Origin of the sequence: Flavobacterium cutihirudinis (assembly GCF_003385895.1) — a bacterium.
Lineage (GTDB): Bacteria > Bacteroidota > Bacteroidia > Flavobacteriales > Flavobacteriaceae > Flavobacterium > Flavobacterium cutihirudinis.
On record NZ_QRDQ01000007.1, the window covers coordinates 1,057,861 to 1,078,317 of the forward strand.

At 33.7% G+C, this 20,457-nt stretch carries 23 protein-coding genes and 1 tRNA gene; 22 read left to right on the forward strand and 2 right to left on the reverse strand.

Annotated elements, in window-relative coordinates; genetic code table 11:
- Positions 1-61: 61 nt before the first annotated feature.
- On the reverse strand, positions 62-1,741 hold the full coding sequence (locus BD847_RS04575; protein ID WP_115887348.1) for a helix-turn-helix domain-containing protein: 1,680 nt from the start codon (positions 1,739-1,741) through the stop codon (positions 62-64).
- Positions 1,742-2,079: 338 nt separating this feature from the next.
- Here BD847_RS04575 and BD847_RS04580 point away from each other — a divergent pair, with 338 nt between their 5' ends.
- The 21 genes from BD847_RS04580 to BD847_RS04675 all read left to right on the forward strand — a co-directional run bounded on the left by BD847_RS04580 (position 2,080) and on the right by BD847_RS04675 (position 19,728).
- A complete protein-coding gene (locus BD847_RS04580) occupies positions 2,080-2,772 on the forward strand; it encodes a hypothetical protein (protein WP_115887077.1) in 693 nt (230 codons plus the stop codon).
- Positions 2,773-3,087: 315 nt separating this feature from the next.
- A complete protein-coding gene (locus BD847_RS04585) occupies positions 3,088-3,984 on the forward strand; it encodes a helix-turn-helix domain-containing protein (RefSeq protein ID WP_115887078.1) in 897 nt (298 codons plus the stop codon).
- A 24-nt stretch (positions 3,985-4,008) separates the two neighbouring features.
- Positions 4,009-5,202 carry a hypothetical protein gene (locus tag BD847_RS04590; RefSeq protein WP_115887079.1) on the forward strand — a complete coding sequence of 398 codons (1,194 nt, stop codon included), beginning with the start codon at positions 4,009-4,011 and terminating at the stop codon, positions 5,200-5,202.
- A gap of 124 nt (positions 5,203-5,326) precedes the next feature.
- The gene (locus BD847_RS04595) at positions 5,327-5,521 is read left to right on the forward strand and encodes a YqaE/Pmp3 family membrane protein (RefSeq protein WP_115887080.1); all 195 of its coding nucleotides are present in this window, start codon (positions 5,327-5,329) and stop codon (positions 5,519-5,521) included.
- Between the two features lie 234 nt (positions 5,522-5,755).
- Positions 5,756-6,229: a hypothetical protein gene (locus BD847_RS04600; RefSeq protein WP_115887081.1), complete on the forward strand. Its 474-nt coding sequence runs from the start codon at positions 5,756-5,758 to the stop codon at positions 6,227-6,229.
- A 129-nt stretch (positions 6,230-6,358) separates the two neighbouring features.
- Positions 6,359-6,697, forward strand: a complete 339-nt coding sequence (locus tag BD847_RS04605) for a DUF4134 domain-containing protein (protein ID WP_115887349.1) — start codon at positions 6,359-6,361, stop codon at positions 6,695-6,697.
- A 12-nt stretch (positions 6,698-6,709) separates the two neighbouring features.
- Entirely contained in the window at positions 6,710-7,024 is a 315-nt protein-coding gene (locus tag BD847_RS04610) for a DUF4133 domain-containing protein (RefSeq protein WP_115887082.1), read from the forward strand.
- Between the two features lie 33 nt (positions 7,025-7,057).
- Positions 7,058-9,526 (forward strand): TraG family conjugative transposon ATPase, encoded by a 2,469-nt coding sequence (locus BD847_RS04615; protein WP_115887083.1) that lies wholly within the window; start codon positions 7,058-7,060, stop codon positions 9,524-9,526.
- Positions 9,527-9,538: 12 nt separating this feature from the next.
- The gene (locus BD847_RS04620) at positions 9,539-10,222 is read left to right on the forward strand and encodes a conjugal transfer protein TraI (protein WP_115887350.1); all 684 of its coding nucleotides are present in this window, start codon (positions 9,539-9,541) and stop codon (positions 10,220-10,222) included.
- A gap of 14 nt (positions 10,223-10,236) precedes the next feature.
- Positions 10,237-10,857, forward strand: coding sequence for a hypothetical protein (locus BD847_RS04625; RefSeq protein WP_115887084.1), 621 nt, complete (start codon positions 10,237-10,239; stop codon positions 10,855-10,857).
- Between the two features lie 4 nt (positions 10,858-10,861).
- On the forward strand, positions 10,862-11,497 hold the full coding sequence (locus BD847_RS04630; RefSeq protein ID WP_115887351.1) for a TerB family tellurite resistance protein: 636 nt from the start codon (positions 10,862-10,864) through the stop codon (positions 11,495-11,497).
- 4 nt (positions 11,498-11,501) lie between these two features.
- A complete protein-coding gene (traJ, locus tag BD847_RS04635) occupies positions 11,502-12,704 on the forward strand; it encodes a conjugative transposon protein TraJ (protein ID WP_262511884.1) in 1,203 nt (400 codons plus the stop codon).
- 28 nt (positions 12,705-12,732) lie between these two features.
- A complete protein-coding gene (gene traK / locus BD847_RS04640; protein WP_223678196.1) occupies positions 12,733-13,341 on the forward strand; it encodes a conjugative transposon protein TraK in 609 nt (202 codons plus the stop codon).
- 6 nt (positions 13,342-13,347) lie between these two features.
- Complete coding sequence (locus BD847_RS04645; protein WP_115887086.1) at positions 13,348-13,614, forward strand: hypothetical protein; 267 nt, start codon at positions 13,348-13,350, stop codon at positions 13,612-13,614.
- Between the two features lie 4 nt (positions 13,615-13,618).
- Positions 13,619-14,893 (forward strand): conjugative transposon protein TraM, encoded by a 1,275-nt coding sequence (traM, locus tag BD847_RS04650; RefSeq protein WP_115887087.1) that lies wholly within the window; start codon positions 13,619-13,621, stop codon positions 14,891-14,893.
- 15 nt (positions 14,894-14,908) lie between these two features.
- Positions 14,909-15,757, forward strand: a complete 849-nt coding sequence (gene traN / locus BD847_RS04655) for a conjugative transposon protein TraN (protein WP_115887088.1) — start codon at positions 14,909-14,911, stop codon at positions 15,755-15,757.
- 28 nt (positions 15,758-15,785) lie between these two features.
- A complete protein-coding gene (locus tag BD847_RS04660; protein ID WP_115887089.1) occupies positions 15,786-16,589 on the forward strand; it encodes a hypothetical protein in 804 nt (267 codons plus the stop codon).
- Between the two features lie 28 nt (positions 16,590-16,617).
- Positions 16,618-17,661 carry a hypothetical protein gene (locus BD847_RS04665; RefSeq protein ID WP_115887090.1) on the forward strand — a complete coding sequence of 348 codons (1,044 nt, stop codon included), beginning with the start codon at positions 16,618-16,620 and terminating at the stop codon, positions 17,659-17,661.
- A gap of 10 nt (positions 17,662-17,671) precedes the next feature.
- On the forward strand, positions 17,672-17,956 hold the full coding sequence (locus tag BD847_RS04670) for a hypothetical protein (protein ID WP_115887091.1): 285 nt from the start codon (positions 17,672-17,674) through the stop codon (positions 17,954-17,956).
- A gap of 60 nt (positions 17,957-18,016) precedes the next feature.
- Positions 18,017-18,181: a hypothetical protein gene (locus tag BD847_RS20800; RefSeq protein ID WP_167443804.1), complete on the forward strand. Its 165-nt coding sequence runs from the start codon at positions 18,017-18,019 to the stop codon at positions 18,179-18,181.
- Positions 18,178-19,728 carry a recombinase family protein gene (locus tag BD847_RS04675; RefSeq protein ID WP_115887092.1) on the forward strand — a complete coding sequence of 517 codons (1,551 nt, stop codon included), beginning with the start codon at positions 18,178-18,180 and terminating at the stop codon, positions 19,726-19,728. Before BD847_RS20800 ends, BD847_RS04675 begins: the two co-directional genes overlap by 4 nt.
- On the opposite strand, the gene BD847_RS04680 is transcribed toward BD847_RS04675, so the two are convergent.
- Positions 19,694-19,767 (reverse strand) — tRNA-Arg (locus tag BD847_RS04680). The genes BD847_RS04675 and BD847_RS04680 overlap by 35 nt on opposite strands.
- Positions 19,768-19,880: 113 nt before the next feature.
- Here BD847_RS04680 and BD847_RS04685 point away from each other — a divergent pair.
- Positions 19,881-20,393 carry an adenine phosphoribosyltransferase gene (locus tag BD847_RS04685; RefSeq protein ID WP_115887093.1) on the forward strand — a complete coding sequence of 171 codons (513 nt, stop codon included), beginning with the start codon at positions 19,881-19,883 and terminating at the stop codon, positions 20,391-20,393.
- The last annotated feature ends 64 nt before the right edge of the window (positions 20,394-20,457 follow it).

The following is a 20,457-nucleotide window of genomic DNA, read 5'->3' on the forward strand; positions in this document are numbered from 1 at the left end:
TAAAGTATGAAAAGACTAATAATGGATTAATTTTTAGTACAATGAAATTTTGAGTTTAAACTTATCCCTTTCTTTTAATCTGTTCAATAAAAAAAAATGTGGGCATTCCAGTTTTACTTTTAAAAGCTTTTACAAATCTTTGCGTACTGCTAAAGCCGACTTCTGCCGCTAAAGCTTTATTCGTATAGTTTCGTACAAGTTTATCATTATAAAGTAAAGACATGACATAATCTATTTTGAGATCATTGATATATTCAGTAAATCCCTTTTCTTTGTAATGACGGATAATTGAGGAAAGATAAGTTGGATTGGATTTAAATGCAGCAGACAATTTTGAAAGACTCCAGTCCTTTTCTAAAAATTTCTTATCTATTTCAAATTTTTCCAGCTGATTAAGTATAAGTGAGACAGTTTCAGGATTTATATCTGATAATACTGGTTTTTCAATTTTTTGCCTTTGTTTAGTTTTATTCTCTGACGCAGAAATCTGTAACATCTGCTCATCAAATTTTTGACGATATATTTTTCGGTTCTTATAATATCTATACGTCAAGACAACAAAAGACAAGAAAAGGAGGGAAGTGAAACCGGTTAAAACTGAATACTTAAAATTTTTACTTACCAGCTCATTTTTCAAACTTTGCTTCTCAAACATTAATTCCTGGGTATTGTATTCCTTGTTGATTTTTCCAACCAAATATTTGAAAGTCTCATTAAGTACTTTATCGGCCTTAAGTAATTGATCAATGTAATATAATTGCAAATCCCGATTTTCTTGATTTTTGTAATATTTAATAAGAACCTCGTACATTTCCCTTTGATCAGTACGCAGATAGCCTCTCGCATTAAACAGTTGATCCACTTTTTCAAAGTAAGGAAGAGCTTTTTCATATTGTCTGACTTCCCAATAGCTTTTTCCAATATAAAAGTAGCCTACTGATTCATTTCCAAAATCTTTTTTTTCTTTTAATTCTTCAATTGAAGATTCAATGCTTTTAATTGCAGATGCATAATTTTTTTGAAAGAAGTCGTTGATACCCTGAGAGTGGATAAAATAAACTTCCATTTCCCTAATATCCAATTTCTCGCATTCAACGAGTCCCAAAGCATTTGTTTGGGAGCATAATCCATAATTTCCGAGTCTGTTATAACACAGTCCCAAGGAATGCAGAGAGTTTAAGTAAGCCCTTGAATTTTCACTTTTAAAATAGAAAGTACATTCTCTAAGCAATGAAATTGCTTCGTCATAATAACCAAGATAGTACTTTACCAGAGCAATATGATACTTGAGTTTGTAAATAAGGTATTTGTCAGTTGTCTGTGATATGTAACTGTCAGCAGTAATAAAGTTGTCAAGTGCATTATTTTGCTTCTTAAGTAAATAATAGACTATTCCTTTTGACAAGTAAGCGGATCCGATTAATGCCTTATCGTTTGTTTTTTTCGCAGTATATATCATACTGTCGGCATAAATTAACCTCATACTATGAGGAGATTCATGAAGAAGATTCTGATATCCATTAATAATTTCCTTATAATTTTTTTCAAATTTTGCCTTTCGGAGATATTCAAACATATAGACTGACGACCTGGCGCTATCATTTCGAAGTTCATATATTTTGTCATCAAGATATTCATAACTCTTTCTTTTTAAGGAGTCAGGATGTTTTTGAAAATTTTTCTGTGCTTCACACCATGAGAAAACGCAGATTAATACTAACAGGAAATGTTTTTTACTCATAATATCAAGGAGTTTGGGGACTGAATTTCTCAATAAAGTTACCGCCAACTGTCCATCGGAGCTGTACTAATAAATTTACAAAAGATTAACTCAAAAATAATATAAACATTTGAATTTTAGTGAGTTATTTATGAAAAAACGAGTATGGATTTATTGAAAATCCATACTGTATTTACGGTAAATCCATACCCAAACGGTTGTGAGAGACTTTTCAAGGAGATAGATTTGCTTCGAATTCAATAGCGAAAATGTTTGGCATGGTGCCGAATTAAAGTTCCGCTTATCCGGATGAAATGAACTGGGAAGTAATTCTCATTCACATTCATACACCCATTACAATGAAAAATCTATTATTATGCACTGTATTAGTATGGTTCTTTAATTCATGTTCTACAGATTCAGAATTTAATCAATCTGAATTCACTTCAAACGCAGAATCCAAATCTAAAGTCGCTTCAGCGTTTCCAATGAACTCAGCTAATCCTTTCGATTATAAAGGCAAGAGGTATTACGATGAACTCCGTAATTATTACCAAAATAATTCAACTCCAAATTCGGCCGCAGAACTTCGGGACCAAATTAGATTTATGTCAAATAAAATGGGAAAGGCGCATAATTCCTATAAAAATATAATTTTATTTAATAACACTATTGTAGATTCTATAATGGCTGACCCTGACAATATGTTAATTTTTATTGTAGAGAATAGTCAATTAGCATCAACTGCAAAATCCAGTCTTACGATTTTTTTACAAGGCCTATTGTCAAAACGAGGATTAGAATTTACGATTGTTTATGATTACGTAGTTGCATATGAGGACTCTATTCTCGATAGTAACAGCCTTACTGAAGATGAAAAGGACACAATTCTAACAGTCACATCTATTTCTCGATACTCGCTTTACTCTGCATCTGAAAGAAAAGACAGGGATTGGGAGTCATCAGCGGGGAACAAAAATGTCAAGCCCCTATTTTCCGCAGATGAAATCGCTGTTATTTCTATAATTGCACTGCTAAAAAACATTATCTAAAATTTATTCCGATTAATCTTGATCTCTTTTGAAATGAAACCACGTACTATTCTTTATCTACTATTGGTCATTTTTAATCTTGTGAGCCTTTATTTCATCATATCATTATTCAGTTATGATGAAATAGTGGGCTACATTATTACGGGTGGGAGAAAAAGCAGTGACCCTAGAAAATTGGCGTATCTGTTATTTATTACTTGCCTGTTGAACCTTTATTTTTTGTCATTCATAATGATCGAAAATTCCTTTAAGGATAAGATCTAATCTACATACAAGATCATTATTCTTTTCCATAATTAGCTTAACTATGATATTATGATGAAGGATTTGATAAATATTGAAATGAAGAATTTGCCTATTTCTGGACTTGATGTACATATTATTAAAAAGTACATTGTAAAAACTGCGGCAGATGATTCCTTTCTCGTAAATAATTACTCAATTATATTGATAAAGTCTGGACAATTTAAAATACGTCTTAGTGATTTTACACAGGAATTGCTGCCACATGATTTGTTGGTAATCCCAAAAAATTCGTTCTGCACTATTATGGAAGTCAAAGGGAGACTGCAGTTACTGCTTCTCTCTTTTACCTCAGACTTTGCTTTTGAAAACTGCTTAAAAAAAGAATTAGTTGATTCATTTAATTTTCTCCTTGGTGAACCTTCGTCAAAAATAGCCCTTGGTGATAAAGATTTTTTGGTATTGTCATTAATTTACAAACTAATCTGCTTTGTTAATAAAGATGCAGTAGGCAATGGACAGGACCTAGAACTGCAACGCATAAGTTTCAACCTTTTCTTATATGAGCTTAAATTTATTTTTAATAGATCAGATTTACAAACGCAGAACAGTTTTACCCGGCAGGAAGGTCTTACGATTAAGTTTCTGACTATTTTGACAATTCACTGTAAAAAGCAGCACAGTGCCAAGTTCTATGCAGGTGTGTTATTTGTTACAAGAGGTTATTTAAATCGAACTGTCAAACAAATAACAGGAAAGACCGTTAAAAGCCTCATAGATGTGGCAATTATAAATGAAATAAAGAATCTTCTTGAAAATTCACAATCATCCATTGCCGTCATTGGACAAGATTTTGAATTTAGTAATCTGGCGAACTTTAGTGCCTTTTTTAGAAAACACACTTCGCTTTCTCCTTCTGAATATCGTCAAAAGACTGTTGGGAGATTTAAAACGTCAGATTTTCGTTGACTAATTTAAATTAAAACTACTGTCATGATTACTATATATCCTTTAGAATGGATAGATTCATTGATATTGCTTACCCTAAATCCTAATAAATCAAATATCGGTAATCTGTCACAGAGTGATTTGGTTTTTATAACTGAGAATCTTTCTAGAGAATCTCATAAAATTCAAATCCAGATGAAAAATGAAATTTTTGCTCTGCAGAAAAAGAGGCAGATCCGTCTTCTGGTAAGAAAATATCATTCAACCTTAGTTTATCTCCTTGATAATATTATTGAAAATCAAAATAATGAAGCTCTCAAAGGCGGATTTTTTTTGCGTATCAGTGAATCTATAATAAATACATTGGACGATTTATTATATTTTATTGAAAATCGTTATCCTAACTATTTGAATCTTGATGAGCGTGTTCCTGTCCCATATTTATTAGTTTCAAGAAAGGAAATACTTTTAAAGATAGGAAGACTATCAAAGAAAAAGACAACTATCACTGATACCAACCAAGTTCTTCAGATCGTTATCGATGCTATAACTGTGTCAAATCAAATTAACGCAGGAAACAAAATTACATACAGAGAAGTATTATATCAAAAAGAGCTTTTAAAGAAATTGGAGATGCAACTGGCAAGTGAAAGCAAATCAAACTTTTATTCTGCCGTAGACGAGTTATTGATAGAAGTAAATTTTAATGACAGTTTTTATATTAGTCATTTTATTAAGAATATAGTGAATCGTCTTAAATGCCAGGAAACATTGGCTGATAAAATTGGTGAATTGTTATTCTGTTATAAAGAGTTCAGTCAATTATCCTCGAGCGAAAGAATAGCATTTGATCCTTCAAAGCAGAATATAAATTTTATGCTCGAAAATTGGTTTAAGCACGAAATAAAATATCTTGAAAGAAAAAAGCAACTTTCTGCAGAATTCGATGAAAACAATGCAGCCTCTGAATCAATGCAAATAGGAGAAGATAAAGTTGAATGTACGCTTTCAACTGATCAAATGGCATTGATTCTCAGAGCTGGTGATGAATCAAGAGTTTTGAAAGCTAAATCAATGAGTTTGGTTTTTAAAACTATAGTTCCATTTCTTTCGACTCCTTTCAAAAAGAATCTTTCTTATCAATCGGTAAGAAGTAAATCGTATAATGCTGAAGACAGGGATAAAGAAATTGCTATTCAAACCTTAAAAAAAATTATAGAAAAGATCAAGTCTTATTAATAGCCGCAAAACTTTTAGTATTAAACTTGAAAAGAAAATAGTTATGTTTTCGTAACGAAAACACTGAAAAGTTGTCTATTAATATACAATCACTTACTCAAAATCATCATCAAATAATATAATTATGATTCTAATTGCAATCTTACTACCGTGGCTCTCTTTTATATTAAGAGGCAAAATATTTACTGCTGTCATTTGCCTCATTTTGCAGATAACTTTAATTGGCTGGCTACCGGCAGCAATTTGGGCCGTAGTATCCCTTCAAAATGCTAGAGCTGATAGGCGAACCAATAAACTTATAAGAGCTATGAGGAGATAATCTTCCCCGCGGCACCACATTTTTAGTGAATCCATATTAGAAGTATTTAGTCTTCTAATATGGATTTTTGTTTTAATTCATTTGTAAAACCTAGGGGTACAATGGGGTACAAAAAAGTTGTACTTGTAGAGGCAGTATCGTAGTTGTTTCTTTGACCTTTAAAATAAATCATGTCAAACATTTTGAAGATTTATTTAGTAGAGAGATGAATGTTGAATAATAAATGATGATGCTATGTTTACAAATATTTCATGGAGCAGTTATTTAACTGTTTTAGGTGTGGTGGTCTTGATCTGGTATTTTATAATACTATTAAAGTTTTATTGGAAAGATCTTTTGAGTTTCTTTTCAGGAGAAAAGAAACTCAAGTTTGCTTCACTTAAAGGTATAACCAAAAAGAATGGTCAAGACGCTGAAGAGCATAAATCTTTGTCTTCGTCATTTTCAGAATCATTCGACACTTTGGAAGACGCTGAAGAACTTTCTGTCCGAATACTTCAGACTTTGGAAGAAAGTAATGAAAAGGACTTTTCAAAAGAGCACTTTCAAAATTATTTAAGAATGGTTCTCGAAGAATATCCGTATGTGAAGATTTCTTCACTGCGACAAAATATTAATAAACTAATGGTAACTGAATCTTCAAAATATCCAAATCTGCTTTTGACTTTAAGTGAAGCTGACAGCTTATGGGAAGGAACTGTTTTCTAGAATTCAGCGGAGGAATAATCCCTGTTCTCTCTGGTGCGGTATGGCTTTATGTGACAAGGAAATAGAGCTGCAACAGTGATATTCCTCTGCTTTTTAAATAAGTGTATTGAAAACTTTAAAATGATGGTTATGAAAAATTGTGGATGGAAATTAAAGGAATTAGATGAGGAAAAAGTATTGTCTTACAGCATACTTGTATTGTTGTTGGTATATGAAACAAAAATTTATGCCCAAGATGGTGTAGCCGGAATTAATGAAGCGAATCAAAAAGTGAGAAGCTATTTTGATGCAGGAACAGAATTAATGTATGCTGTAGGCGCAATACTGGGCTTAATAGGAGCAGTTAAGGTTTATCAGAAATGGAATGCAGGTGATCCGGATACCGGCAAAGTAGCAGCGGCGTGGTTTGGAAGTTGTGTCTTTCTAGTGGTAGTGGCAACAGTAATTAAATCCTTTTTCGGAGTTTAAACACAAGAACTAATGAGTAACAGTGTTTACCAGATCAACAAAGGAATTAATCAAAGTATAGAATTTAAAGGCTTAAAAGCTCAGTATATCTGGTATTTGGGAGGAGGTGTTGTATCTCTTATGATCATTTTTGCAATCCTTTATATCATTGGGCTTCCTTCGCTATTATGCGTTGGTCTCGTTGGGATTGCTGGTGCTTTTTTAGTTTTTAAAATATACAAAATGAGTAATCAGTATGGAGAATTCGGCATGATGAAGGCACTAGCCAAGAAGCAGATTCCAAAATGTATTAAAGTTTATAGTAGAGGTATTTTTTTAAAGATATAGCTATAGAACGTTAATAGTAAAAATGAAGAGGAGATGGACAAGAGGATGAAAGATTTACTGCCGATTATGGCAGTCGAGCATGACTGTATTTTGTCAAAGCATGGTGATGTTACGGTAGCATTCAGAGTAGAATTGCCTGATATTTTTACATTATCGGATCAGGAATATGAGGCTTTTCATCAGTCATGGATCAAGGCACTAAAGGTATTACCTAAGTTTTGTGTTTTTCACAAGCAGGATTGGTTTTTAGAAAAGAAATATAAAGCTGATTTCACAAGTGATGACAGTAGTTTTTTGACAAGAAGCAGTGAACGATTTTTTAATGAAAGACCTTTTCTGGAGCATTCCTGTTATATTATGCTTACCAAGAAACCGCAAGGAAGGAAGAATTCAAGTTCTTTATTTTCCAGTCTTATAAGAAATAAATTAGTTCCTGAGGAAACTCTGAATACACAGCTGTTGCAGGACTTTATTGACTGCACCGGACAGTTTAAGAGAATATTGGAAGACAGCGGTTTTGTTAAACTTATCCGATTGAAAAACAATTCACTCAGAAGTGAAAGCAGAAAAATTGGTCTTATTGAGCAGTACTGTTTCTTATCAGATAACGAAGATTCATTTATTTATAAAGACATTAAATTTGATGAAGGACTTGCAGTAGGAGACAAATACTGCCAGCTATTTACCCTCGGTGATGCGGCTGACCTTCCAGGCCTTTGTGGATCTAGAATTAATTTTGACCGATATTCAACTGATAAAACCAAATTCAGTGTAGGATTTGCATCAACTTTAGGGCAGCTTTTGTCGTGCAACCATATTTACAATCAGTACATTTTTATTGAAGATGCACAGAAAACTATACAAAAGCTGGAGAGTAAAAGATTAAGACTTCAATCACTGTCGGCTTACAGCAGGGAGAATATGATTGCCAGAGATGCCACTAATGATTTCCTGAATGAAGCTGTATCTCAGCAAAGACTTCCAGTAAAGGCACATTTTAATGTGCTGGCCTGGAGTACTCATAAAGAAGAACTGAAAGATATCAAAAGCAAAGTATCGTCAGCACTTGCTCAGATGGATTCAGCAGCCAAACAGGAAACGGTTGGAGCTCCACAGATTTATTGGGCTGGAATACCGGGGAATGAAGCGGATTTTCCAATGAATGATACTTTTGACACTTTCACAGAGCAGGCAGTATGTTTTCTAAACATGGAAACAGGTTACAGGTCTTCTTTAAGTCCAACGGGTATCAGACTTGGAGATCGATTAACGGGCAAACCCGTACATGTGGACATTAGCGATGAGCCTGTAAAAATGGGAATATGTACTAACAGGAATAAGTTTATACTAGGCCCTTCAGGAAGCGGTAAATCTTTTTTTACTAATCACATGGTAAGAAGTTATTATGAGCAGGGTACACATATAGTTCTTGTAGATGTTGGACACAGCTATAAAGGACTCTGTGATATGGTCGGCGGCTATTATTTTACTTATGATGAAAAGAGCCCAATCCGTTTTAATCCTTTCTATATTTCTGAAGGTGATAATCTGGATACTGAGAAAAAGGAAAGTATTAAAACGCTGCTTTTGGCTCTGTGGAAAAAAGATGACGAAACCTTTAACCGAAGTGAGTATGTGGCGCTTTCCAATGCTCTTCAGCTATATTATGAAAAGCTGGATAATGACTCTAGTATTTTTCCCTGTTTTGATAGCTTTTATGATTTTTTGAAAAATGATTTTGTAAAGATACTGGAAGACGATAGAGTCAAAGAAAAGGATTTTGATGTAAACAATTTTCTCTATGTACTCCGCCCATATTATAAAGGCGGTGAGTTTGAATATCTGCTTAATGCCACTGAGAATCTGGAACTTTTGAAAGAGCGTTTTATTGTATTCGAATTGGACAATATTAAAGATCATCCAATTTTATTTCCTGTAGTGACAATCATTATAATGGAAGTTTTCATAAGTAAAATGCGCAAACTAAAAGGTGTCCGCAAGATGATTTTGATCGAGGAAGCATGGAAAGCCATTGCCAAAGAAGGAATGTCCGAATATATTAAGTACTTATTTAAAACTGTTAGGAAGTTCTTTGGGGAAGCCATTGTAGTCACACAGGAGGTAGAAGATATCATTTCTTCACCAGTAGTAAAACAAGCCATTATAAATAACAGCGACTGCAAAATCCTATTGGACCAGAGCAAATATCAAAACAAGTTCGATCAGATACAGGAACTTCTGGGGCTTACAGATAAGGAAAAAGCTCTCGTACTTTCAGTTAATAAAGCCAATGATCCCGATAAAAAGTATAAAGAAGTATTTATTTCTCTGGGTGGAAGGCTTTCAAAGGTCTATAGGACAGAAGTTTCTTTGGAGGAATATCTGGCTTACACGACTGAGGAAAGCGAGAAGGTAAAAATGAACGCCTATGCTAAAAAGTTTGACGGTGACATAAAAAAAGGCATAGCTGCAATGGCGCAAGATTTAAGAGATGGAATTTAAATGAAAGAGAAAATGAAAGCAAAATTAATTACCTGCATGATATGTCTGCTACTCATTGGCAATCCTGCAAGATCTGCAAATAATACAGTGGCGTTGCCAATACTGGAGATCGTTAAAGCAGTTACTAAGAAAGTTATTAAAGCAATTGACCTCAGAATTCAAAAACTGCAAAATAAGACAATCTGGCTTCAGAATGCCCAGAAAAAAGTTGAAAATGTATTGTCTAAATTAAAACTGGATGAAATTTCTGATTGGACGAAAAAGCAGAAAGATTTATATCAAGGCTATTATGAAGAACTGGCAAAAGTAAAATCTATTATAACTTACTATCAGAGGATAAAGGATATTACAAAGAAGCAGACAAAACTGGTTGAGGAATATGAAAGAGCTTGGAATCTGTTCAAGCAGGATTCTCACTTTAAAGAAAGTGAAATTCAGTATATGGAACGCGTTTATTCCGGGATTCTAGAGGAGAGTGTCAAGAATATTGACCAGATTTTTTTAATTCTGGATTCTTTCTCAACGCAGATGAGTGATTTAAAAAGACTGGAGATAATAAATAAAGCTGCTGATCAAATCGATTCCAATTACGATGATTTGACACTTTTCAATCAACAGAATGTAATGCTTAGTCTTCAAAGAGCAAAAACTGAAGCGGAAGTAAATCAGGTCAAACAATTTTACGGAATTCCGTAATAAAAGTAAATATCATGAAAAAATTAATCATACTGCTTTTCACGGGATTTCTTTTAAATCAAGGAATTCACGCGCAGGCCAAGCAGAGAAAGGAGCTGTTGCTACAGATCGCTGCACTTCAGGTTTACATGGATTATGCTAAAAAAGGATATTCAGCTGTTTCCAAAGGTCTGAATTTCATTGGTGATGTGAAGAAAGGAGAAGTCAATCTTCATGGTAATTATTTCGCTTCACTTTTGAAAATTAATCCCAAAATAAAGAACTATTATAAAACAGCAGAGATTATCTCCTTGCAGTTTAAGATAATGAAAATGTATAAAAGGACTTATACTAAACTCAAGACTGATGATTTATTTCAGGGAAATGAGCTCGATTATATTGAGCGTTCTTTTGAAAGACTACTAGAAAGCTGCAATGAAACATTAGATCAGCTTCTGGTTCTTACTACTGATTCAGAACTGGAACTTAAAGATGACCAAAGGATAGAGCGTATAGATGATCTATATAAAACGATGGTTGGTAATTACGATTTCTGTTTGTTTTTTAGTAATGAAGCAAAGTTACTGTCATTGTCAAAATCTCATGAAAAAAGAAGTGCTGAATCCACACAAAGTATTTACGGACTTAAAAATTAACGCCATGAAAAAGATATTGATTTTAGTATTTCTGGTCTTTTTTGGATTTATCCCAAGCAGTATGAACGCACAGTCGGCAGAAATCCAGCAGTTGATCTTAAACATTGAAAAACTCTCGCAGTTCAAAAAGATTCTTAGCGATATGAAAAAGGGGTATGAACTGCTTTCGGGAGGTTACAAAACAGTTAAAGATATGTCCGAAGGCAACTTTAGTCTTCATAAAACATTTTTAGATGCCCTTATGCAGGTAAGTCCAACGGTCAAGAATTACAAAAGGGTAGGAGATATTGTAAACTATCAAATACTGCTGGTAAAAGAAAGTAAAAAAGGATTAAACAGGTTTTTGAAAAGTGAAAGTTTCAGCCAGCAGGAGATGAACTATTTTGAGAAAGTTTATGGAAACCTTTTGAACCAGAGTTTAAGAAACCTTGATGAACTCACTATGGTAATTACAGCTGATAAGTTAAGAATGTCAGACGATGAAAGGCTTCAAGCAATTGATAATATTTATATGGAGATGCAGGATAAACTTTTGTTTTTGAGAGACTTTAATAAATCATCAAGCATACTGGTACTGCAGAGAGCAAAGGAAAAGAAAGATGTATATGCTTCCAAAGAACTTCTTGATTTAAAAAATTAAAACGATGAACATATATAAATTTTTTAAAACAGTGCTTTTATTAACTGGTGCAATGATAGTACCCTTTGCTGCAAGTGCACAGGGACTCGGCGATAATATGCAGAGTATGCACTCGGTTTTAGATCAGCTTTATGATGAGATGATGCCCTTGTGCAGTAATCTTTTGGCTGTAGGGCAGGGGATAGCTGGTTTTGGGACAATTTGGTATATAGCTTCCCGAGTCTGGCGTCATATTGCAAATGCAGAACCTATTGACTTTTATCCGCTTTTCAGGCCTTTTGTTATTGGATTCTGTATTATGATTTTTCCATCTGTACTGGCACTTATTAATGGGGTAATGAAACCAACTGTTACAGCCACTGCTGCGATGGTGACAGGATCTAATAATGCTGTTGCAGTTCTTTTAAAGGAAAAAGAAAAGGCTATAAAAGAAACCGATCCATGGAAAATGTATGTTGGTTCCACAGGAACAGGAGATCGAGATAAATGGTATAAATATACTCATGATGAGGATCCTTCCGATGAGAGCATGCTTGCAGGTATAGGAAACGACGTAAAGTTTGCCATGGAAAAGGCCTCTTATAATTTCAGAAATTCTGTAAAAGAATGGATGAGTGAAGTACTGAGAGTATTGTTCGAGGCTGCCGCTCTGTGTATTGACACACTTAGGACTTTTCAATTGGTAGTACTCTCCATACTTGGCCCCCTTGTATTTGGCATAGCGGTCTTTGATGGATTTCAGCATACTCTCACCGTTTGGCTGGCAAGATATATTAATATTTATTTATGGCTGCCTGTTGCAAATATTTTTGGAAGCATCATCGGTAAAATTCAGGAGCTAATGCTGAAGCTGGATTTATCACAGGTAGAGTCGACGGGAGATACTTTCTTCAGCAGGACTGATATGTCATATCTCATTTTTATGATTATTGGTATCATCGGATATTTTACTGTCCCATCAGTAGCTAATTACATCGTTCACGCAGGTGGAGGCGGAGCCTTAGGGCAGAAAGTTACTGGCATTCTTAGCAGTACCACTAATTCAGTTATTACAAAAACCTCGCAAGGCGCTGGTATGGTAATGGACTCGATGGGAAATGCTGCAGGCCAAATGTCACAAAGCATGTCCTCATCAGCTGGTAATACTCCGTATTTTAAAGAGAAAGGAAATTACATGAATGATAAGCTTAAAGGAAATTCAGAGTAACCTAAAAAGATAAAAGATGTTTACTAAAATGAAAAATATAGATACTGCATTCCGATATGTGAGAGGATTTACAATGCTGGTAATTACAGGATGTATTATTATCTGCTGTTACACGCTTTATAAAAGCTTTGAGTCTGTAGCTCTGATGCAGGATAAGGTTTATATTCTTGCCAATGGGAAAGCTATGGAAGCATATGCATCAGATAGAAGAGATAATGTACCTGTGGAAGCAAGAGATCATGTAAAAACATTTCATAAATTTTTCTTTACCCTTGATCCTGATGATAAAGTAATTAAAACCAATGTTACAAAAGCTCTTTATCTGGCTGATGACAGTGCAAAGCGAATTTATGATGATCTAAAAGAGAATGGTTTCTATTCTGGAATCATTTCAGGAAATATAAGCCAGACAATCCAGATTGACAGTATAACTATAGATATCAAAGAATACCCGTACCGCTTTCAATGCTATGCCAAACAAAGCATAATAAGAACTACCAGTATCTTGAAAAGAAGCCTTATAACCCAAGGAAGCCTTCGTAATGTATCTAGGAGCGACAACAATCCACATGGTTTTTTAATCGAGAGATGGAATACCATCGAAAACAAAGATTTAACTGTTGAAAATAGAAAATAGACAGTTATGAAACAATTAATTAAAAAGCGAGAAGAGCCATTTATTTACAATAAGTATTACTTATCTGCACAAAATAAGTGGGTGCAAAAAATGGAATCTTTAACGGGCAGACTTTCTAAAAGAGCCATTATTTATCTGCTGGTTCTGTTTACTGTTTTGGAGGGAGGGTATTTTCTCTATAACATTTACGCGGCGTTCTCAAAGAAAAATTCTGAAATAAATAAAAACCCGGCAGCTATTTCAAAAATTAAAACAATCAATTTTAAAAAGTAATGTCATGGAGCAACAAATAATATCACTCAAAGAATCTAAAAGAAGAAAAATGCTTTTAGTTCTGCCTCTTATAATACTTCCTTTTATAACCATATTATTCTACATTTTAGGTGGTGGAAGAATGGAAGCAGAAACGGCCAAACGAGAAATCAAAAAGGGATTTAACTTTAATCTTCCCATTCCTAAATTTAAAGAAGATTCATCACTGGATAAAATGAGTTACTACGACCAGGCAGCAGTCGATTCTATCAAATTGCAGGAACAAATTAAAAAAGACCCTAATTATTCCAATCAAAAAATATTTGAAGGATCAATAGATGATTTTAAAGATAAAGATTTAGGAAGAGGAACCAGTGCTTTTAACTCATCATCTTATCAAGATGCAAACGAACAGAAAGTTTATCAAAAACTTAAAGCACTTCAAAAAGTAATCAGCCAGCCTGCTGTACCTGATAATTATGGTCAGGATATGAGGGAGTTTGAAAACTATGGATCATCAAAAGGTGAATCAGATGCGATAAAAAACTTAGAGCATATGATGTCACAAATGGGCACTTCGCAAGAACCTGATCCAGAACTAAAACAACTTGGTGGTATGCTGGAAAACATTCTGGATATTCAGCATCCATCACGTGTACAGGAAAAGTTAAAGCAAGCTTCAGAGATAAACAAAGGAAAAGTTTTTACTGTTAATCGTAAAAAAGATGTAGATAATACCACTTCACTACAACAAAATATAGCATCTCCAAATCTTTTAAAATCAAACTCGTTTTATTCAATTGATGAAAATTTAGATTCTGAACCGCAGCAGAATTCAATCGAAGCAATAATACATGAGACACAAACTATTGTAAACGGCTCAATTATAAAATTAAGATTAAAAACTGACGTATTTCTTCAGGGCATACTTATTCCTAAGAACACTTTTTTGTATGGCATGGCATCTTTAAAAGGAGAACGGCTGGAGGTTAAAATAAATAATATCCAGTATCAAAATTCAATTTTCCCTGTTGAACTCTCAGTTTATGACTTAGATGGAATTGACGGGATCTATATTCCAGGAGCAATAAGCAGAGACGTAGCTAAGACCTCTGCGGACCGTTCTCTACAGACTTTAGGACTAAATGGTGTTACCGACTCCTGGGGAGCACAGGCTGCGGAGATGGGAATTGAAGCTGCCAAAAGCCTGATGAGCAAAAAGATTAAACTTATAAAAGTTGTGGTAAAGGCTGGATATCAGGTTTTACTCTATGATGAAAAACAAAAGAATTTGAAATAATTAAATCTTGAAAAAATGAAAAATAATAATTGGATGAATTTGGTCTGCCTGCTTTTAAGTGTATTGTCGGGCTATGCACAATTGATAAATAGAGATTTAGATTTCAATCAGGATCAGTTTAAAAACGTGCAGATTGCTTATTCTAAAACAACAAGCATAGTGTTTCCGTATTCGATAAAAAGTATAGATAAGGGCAGTCAGGATATTTTAATGCAAAAAGCAAAAGGAGTAGAAAATATTTTACTGCTGAAAGCGGCAAATCAGAATTTTATGCAGACCAATATTACTGTAGTTACAGCCGACAGTAGGTTATATGTCTTTGTTCTGAATTATGATGAGGTATGCCCGGATTTAAACATTAAGGCGGATAATAGTGCAATTGTAAATAACGATATTTTGTTTTCTCTCGATAATGAAAATCAAAAGAAAATTGAACAGTATTCTAAGCTTGCTTTATTTAAAAAGAAAAAAATAGGCGGTCTAAAGAGGTCAAGATTTGATATTAATCTTAGTGTGAACGGCATATTTATTCATCAGGATGTTCTTTACTTCAGACTTGTTTTAGGTAACGCTTCAAAGATAAATTACGATATAGACCAGCTTCGTTTTTTTATTCGGGATCAGAGAAAATCTAAGCGTACTGCTTCACAGGAAATAGAAATACTTCCGCTTTTTTCGACTTCCAACTCCATGCAGATTCCAGATAAATCTGAAGTGAATTTAGTCTATGCTTTATCAAAGTTTACTATCCCTGAGAAAAAGTACCTTACGATTCAACTTATTGAAAAGGATGGTGGCAGACAATTAGAAATAGACATCAAGAATAATGATCTAATTGATCTTGATGTTCTTAACAGCTTTTAAGAGAATAATAACTTTAAAATAATTTATCATGAATCAGAAAAATTTAGAATTCCTAAAAGATCAGTTGAAATATACTGGATTTGGAGAAACGTTCGATCAGGATCTGAAAGAAAAGATGTTAAAAGGAGAGACAGAGTTTAAGATTATAAAAGAAGGTGTTTATGGAAAAGATGCAATGACTGCCGAACTGAATTTTAAAAAATCCGACCAAAGTGATCTGTACTTTTTTAATTCTTATCATGTGAATCTTAAAAAAGAAGAATCAAAAGAAGGATTAGAACAGACTTTTTATATTAATAGCAACAGCAGTAATATTACCCTTAAAGAAGCTTATAATTTGATGGAAGGTCGTTCTGTAAATAAAGATCTTAAAACGAAGGAAGGTGAAGTGTATAATTCCTGGCTAAAAATTGACTTTAAGGAATCCGAGAGCAATGGAAACTTTAAAATAAATCATTACCATCAAAATTATGGGTACGATTTGGAAGCAAGTTTAGCAAAACATTCTATAAAGGAACTTGAAACACCTAAATACAAAGAAGATCTTTTAAATTCACTTAAAAAAGGTAATCTTCAGTCCGTAACTTTTGTTGTTAGTGGAGTAGAAAGCAAACAGTATGTAGAGGCAAATCCACAATTTAAAACTGTAAATGTTTACGACGATAATTTACAAAGGATTAATCATCGCGAGAGCAAGGACCAAAAGCAGGCGGAATCAAAAGAAAAGTCAGCTTCGAAAGAACAATCCCAGAAGCAGGATAGTGATGATGAAACTGATCAGAGGGAAAAGAAAACTGCTGCCCATAAAAGAAAGGCAGGTAAATCTGTATAGAAATTCTTAACCTCTAAAGTTTAAAATTATGAATAATGAGGTTCATACAAATAGACTGGAGTCAGAGATTGCTGGGTGGAATTCAAAAGAAGACCGACTGAAGAAACTTTTTAAATCAAGTTCATCGTTAGAAAATTCTCTATTAAAAGAGAAACTAAGGTTCTATGAAAGTATTTTATTGAAGTACAAGAATACAAATCAATTAGATGAACGTACTGCATTGCAGATTATAAGAAACGAACGAAACACTTTAATTAAGAAAATTTATCCGGACAGGTTTCGACAGTATTTCTATAAACTACTGAGCAAATTTGTTGTAGAAAGAATCAATGCTCAAAAAGAAAGCAGAGAGGAGCTAAAAAGCAATCAGTTGCTTGCAGATAATCTGGAACGTGCTGGTTTTAAAGATGCATACAATAAAGTTGATAGGTATATGAGGCTGGGGCAGGATAAATTTACTGTTCCAATATCTTATTATCTTAATGAGCACGACCAGATGAATCATTCTCTTCATTTTATAAAAAATGAGCAGGGACATTATGATTTTAAAGGTTTTAACTCTAATCTCCATCATCAGAATGCTAATAACGAGAATAGGCAATACTATTTTAATGTTGACGAGGTAAAAGCTTTTAATTCAGAGCAGGCTTACGAATTACTATCAGGTAGAGCAGTTTTAACAGCAGGGACTTGGAAACAATTAGACTTTAATCAAAAAGGAGTTGATAGTAATTATCAATTAAAAGAATTTCATGAATCATATGGCTTCAACATTGAAAAAAGTGTATCTGAATTATTTCTGAAGACTTCGGATCAATCGGAAATCAATTCTTTAATAGATTCTCTTAAAGAAGGCAGAAGAGAAGCAGTGACTTTAACCAAAGAAGGAAAGGAATGTAAGGTCTATATCGAAGCTAATCCTCAAAATAAGTGTCTGAATATTTACAATGAAAATTTAAGGAAGGTAACAATTGAAAGTTTGTTTAGAGTTAAAAGGGACGTCCCTTTGAAATTACAATCAAGTTTAAAAAGTCAAGATAACAAAGTCAAAAGTAAATGCAGAAAAATATAAAATAAAGGCTATGGAAAATCTGAAAAGCTTACTGGACTTCTTTTCTGCAATTGAAAATGATTTTCGAATTAGTTCCACTCATATTGCAATTTATGCCGCACTGCTAAAGTATAGAGTTGAAAAAGGTTTTGTGAATCCTATACAGGTCTATAGACATGAAATAACTCCTTTGGCAAAAATTTCTTCAGCTTACACTTATCATAAATGTATTCAGGAATTGAGTAGTTATGGATATATAAAGTACGAGCGGTCGTTTAAGAAAACACAAGGGAGTAAGATTTATTTTTTTGAGTAATGTATTAATAAAAAACTAAAGCCCTTATAAGGGCTTTTTTTATATAAAATATTTTTAGAGATGGAAGATGAAGAGGAAAACACAAGAGGGAAAATAACCCCAGAGAAAGCTATGAATATGTTAAACTCTGAGGGTATGAATGTTACAATCGAAGAAGCAACTGAAATTTTGCTATTTTTACGAAAAATGGCTCATGTAGCCGTATCTAAATTTTTGGAGTCATGAGTATTATAGCAGATTTATACATACGTGTAAGCACGGACGAACAAGCAGAAAAAGGTTATTCGCAAAGAAATCAGGAAGAAGTTTTAAGGAAATATTGCTCAATAAATTATATTGAAGTGCGTAACGTTATTTATGAGGATCATTCCGCTAAGACATTTAATAGACCACAATGGAATAAACTTTTACTGAATCTGAAAAAACAGAAAAACACAACTGATCTGGTCTTGTTTACCAAATGGGATCGTTTCAGCAGAAACGCCGGAGATGCCTATCAGATGATAAGTTTACTAAGAAAGTTAGGTGTAGAGCCTCAAGCGATTGAGCAACCTCTTGATTTGGCAATTCCAGAAAATAAAATGATGCTGGCTTTTTACTTAGCGGCTCCTGAAGTTGAAAACGATCGTAGGGCTTTAAATACCTTTCATGGAATGAGAAGGGCGAAAAAAGAAGGTAGATATATGGGTATTGCACCGTTTGGATATGCTAATAAATCCAAAGAAGACGGAAGTAAATATATTGCACTTGTAGAACCTGCCGCTTCTGTTATGCGCTGGATATTTGAAGAATTGGCTAAAGGAATATTCAATACAGAGCAAATATATCATATGGCTTGCAGAAGAGGATTTAAAAGAACTAAAAATAACATGTGGGGCCTAATAAGAAATCCTGTTTATTGTGGTAAAATATTTATACCAAAATATAAAGATGAAGAAAGCAGATTTGTTACAGGGCAGCATGAGCCACTTATTTCTGAAGGCCTTTTTTATAATGTACAAGATATCTTAGATGGAAAATCACGCCTTTACAGACCTAAAATTAAAACTGTCGTTGATTTCCCGTTAAGAGGCTTTTTTATCTGTCCAAAGTGCCAAAAGAAGCTGCAAGGAAGTAAATGTAAAGGAAGACACAAATACTATCATTATTACCACTGTGAAGCGCAATGTAAGTTTAGAATTAACTCTGAAATCGCTAATGAACTTTTTATTGAAGATCTCAGTAAGTATCAGCCAATAGCTGAAGTTAAGAAATTATACAGCTCGATTTTATATGAAACACATCGTGATCTCGCAAATAATGCCGGCGAACAGAAAAGAAGACTTGTAGAACAGATAAAAGATTATGAACTCAGATTAAGCAATGCAAGAGATCTTCTTCTTACATCAAAAATTGAAGCTGATGATTATAAGCTAATGAAAGATGACTATGGTGCACGAATTGCAAACCTTGAACGTGAGCTATCAACAGTCACTAAAGATAAGCATAGTATTGAAGAGCTACTGGTAAAGGGGGTTGACAACCTTATCAAACTTAGTGATTCATATTTGAAAAGGGATTTATCTGATGCAAGAAGCCTAATTGGTTTAGTTTACCCCGAAAATTTTACAATTCACGAAAATAAAGTACAAACCGCTAGAGTGAACAAAATAGTGGAGTCTATTTACCTCATTAATAAACAGTTAAAAGCAAAAAAAAACGGGACAAAAGATGATTTTTATCTTTTGTCCCGAGAAGTGACCTCGACTGGATTCAAACCAGTAACCTTCTGAGCCGTAATCAGATGCGCTATTCAGTTGCGCCACGAGGCCTTTTGTTATCATTAAGCTATTTTTTTGTAGCTTTGTTGATTGCTTATTGCGGGTGCAAAGATAGACATAAATGTGAGATATACAAGAGAAAAATAACATAAAAATAAAAAAAAATGCAGATTGAAAATTATATACGTGATATTCAAGACTTTCCAAAAGAAGGAATTTTGTTTAAAGATATCACGCCATTGCTAAATGACCCAATTGCGAGAAAAGAATGCCTTAAAATTTTAGTAGAATCATTAAAAGGACAAAAAATTGACAAAGTGGTAGGAGCGGAGAGTCGTGGCTTTTTCTTCGGAATGTTGTTAGCTCATGAATTAAATGCAGGCTTTATTCCGGTACGTAAGCCTAAGAAGTTGCCTTTTGACACCATTTCTGCATCTTATCAATTAGAATATGGTTTTGATAGCTTAGAAATGCACACAGATGCAATAAAAATAGGTGATCGCGTTTTGATTCATGATGATGTTTTGGCAACCGGAGGAACCGCGAAAGCCGTTTGTGAATTAGTTGAAAGATTAGGAGGTGAAATTGTACAATGTAATTTTTTAATGGAACTATCTTTTCTTAACGGAAGGGAAAAAATAAATAGCTATCCTATTTTTTCAGCTCTTACTTATTAAGATGGAGTAAGTAAAAAATAAAAAATCCCAATTCTAAAATTATAGAATTGGGATTTTATTTTGG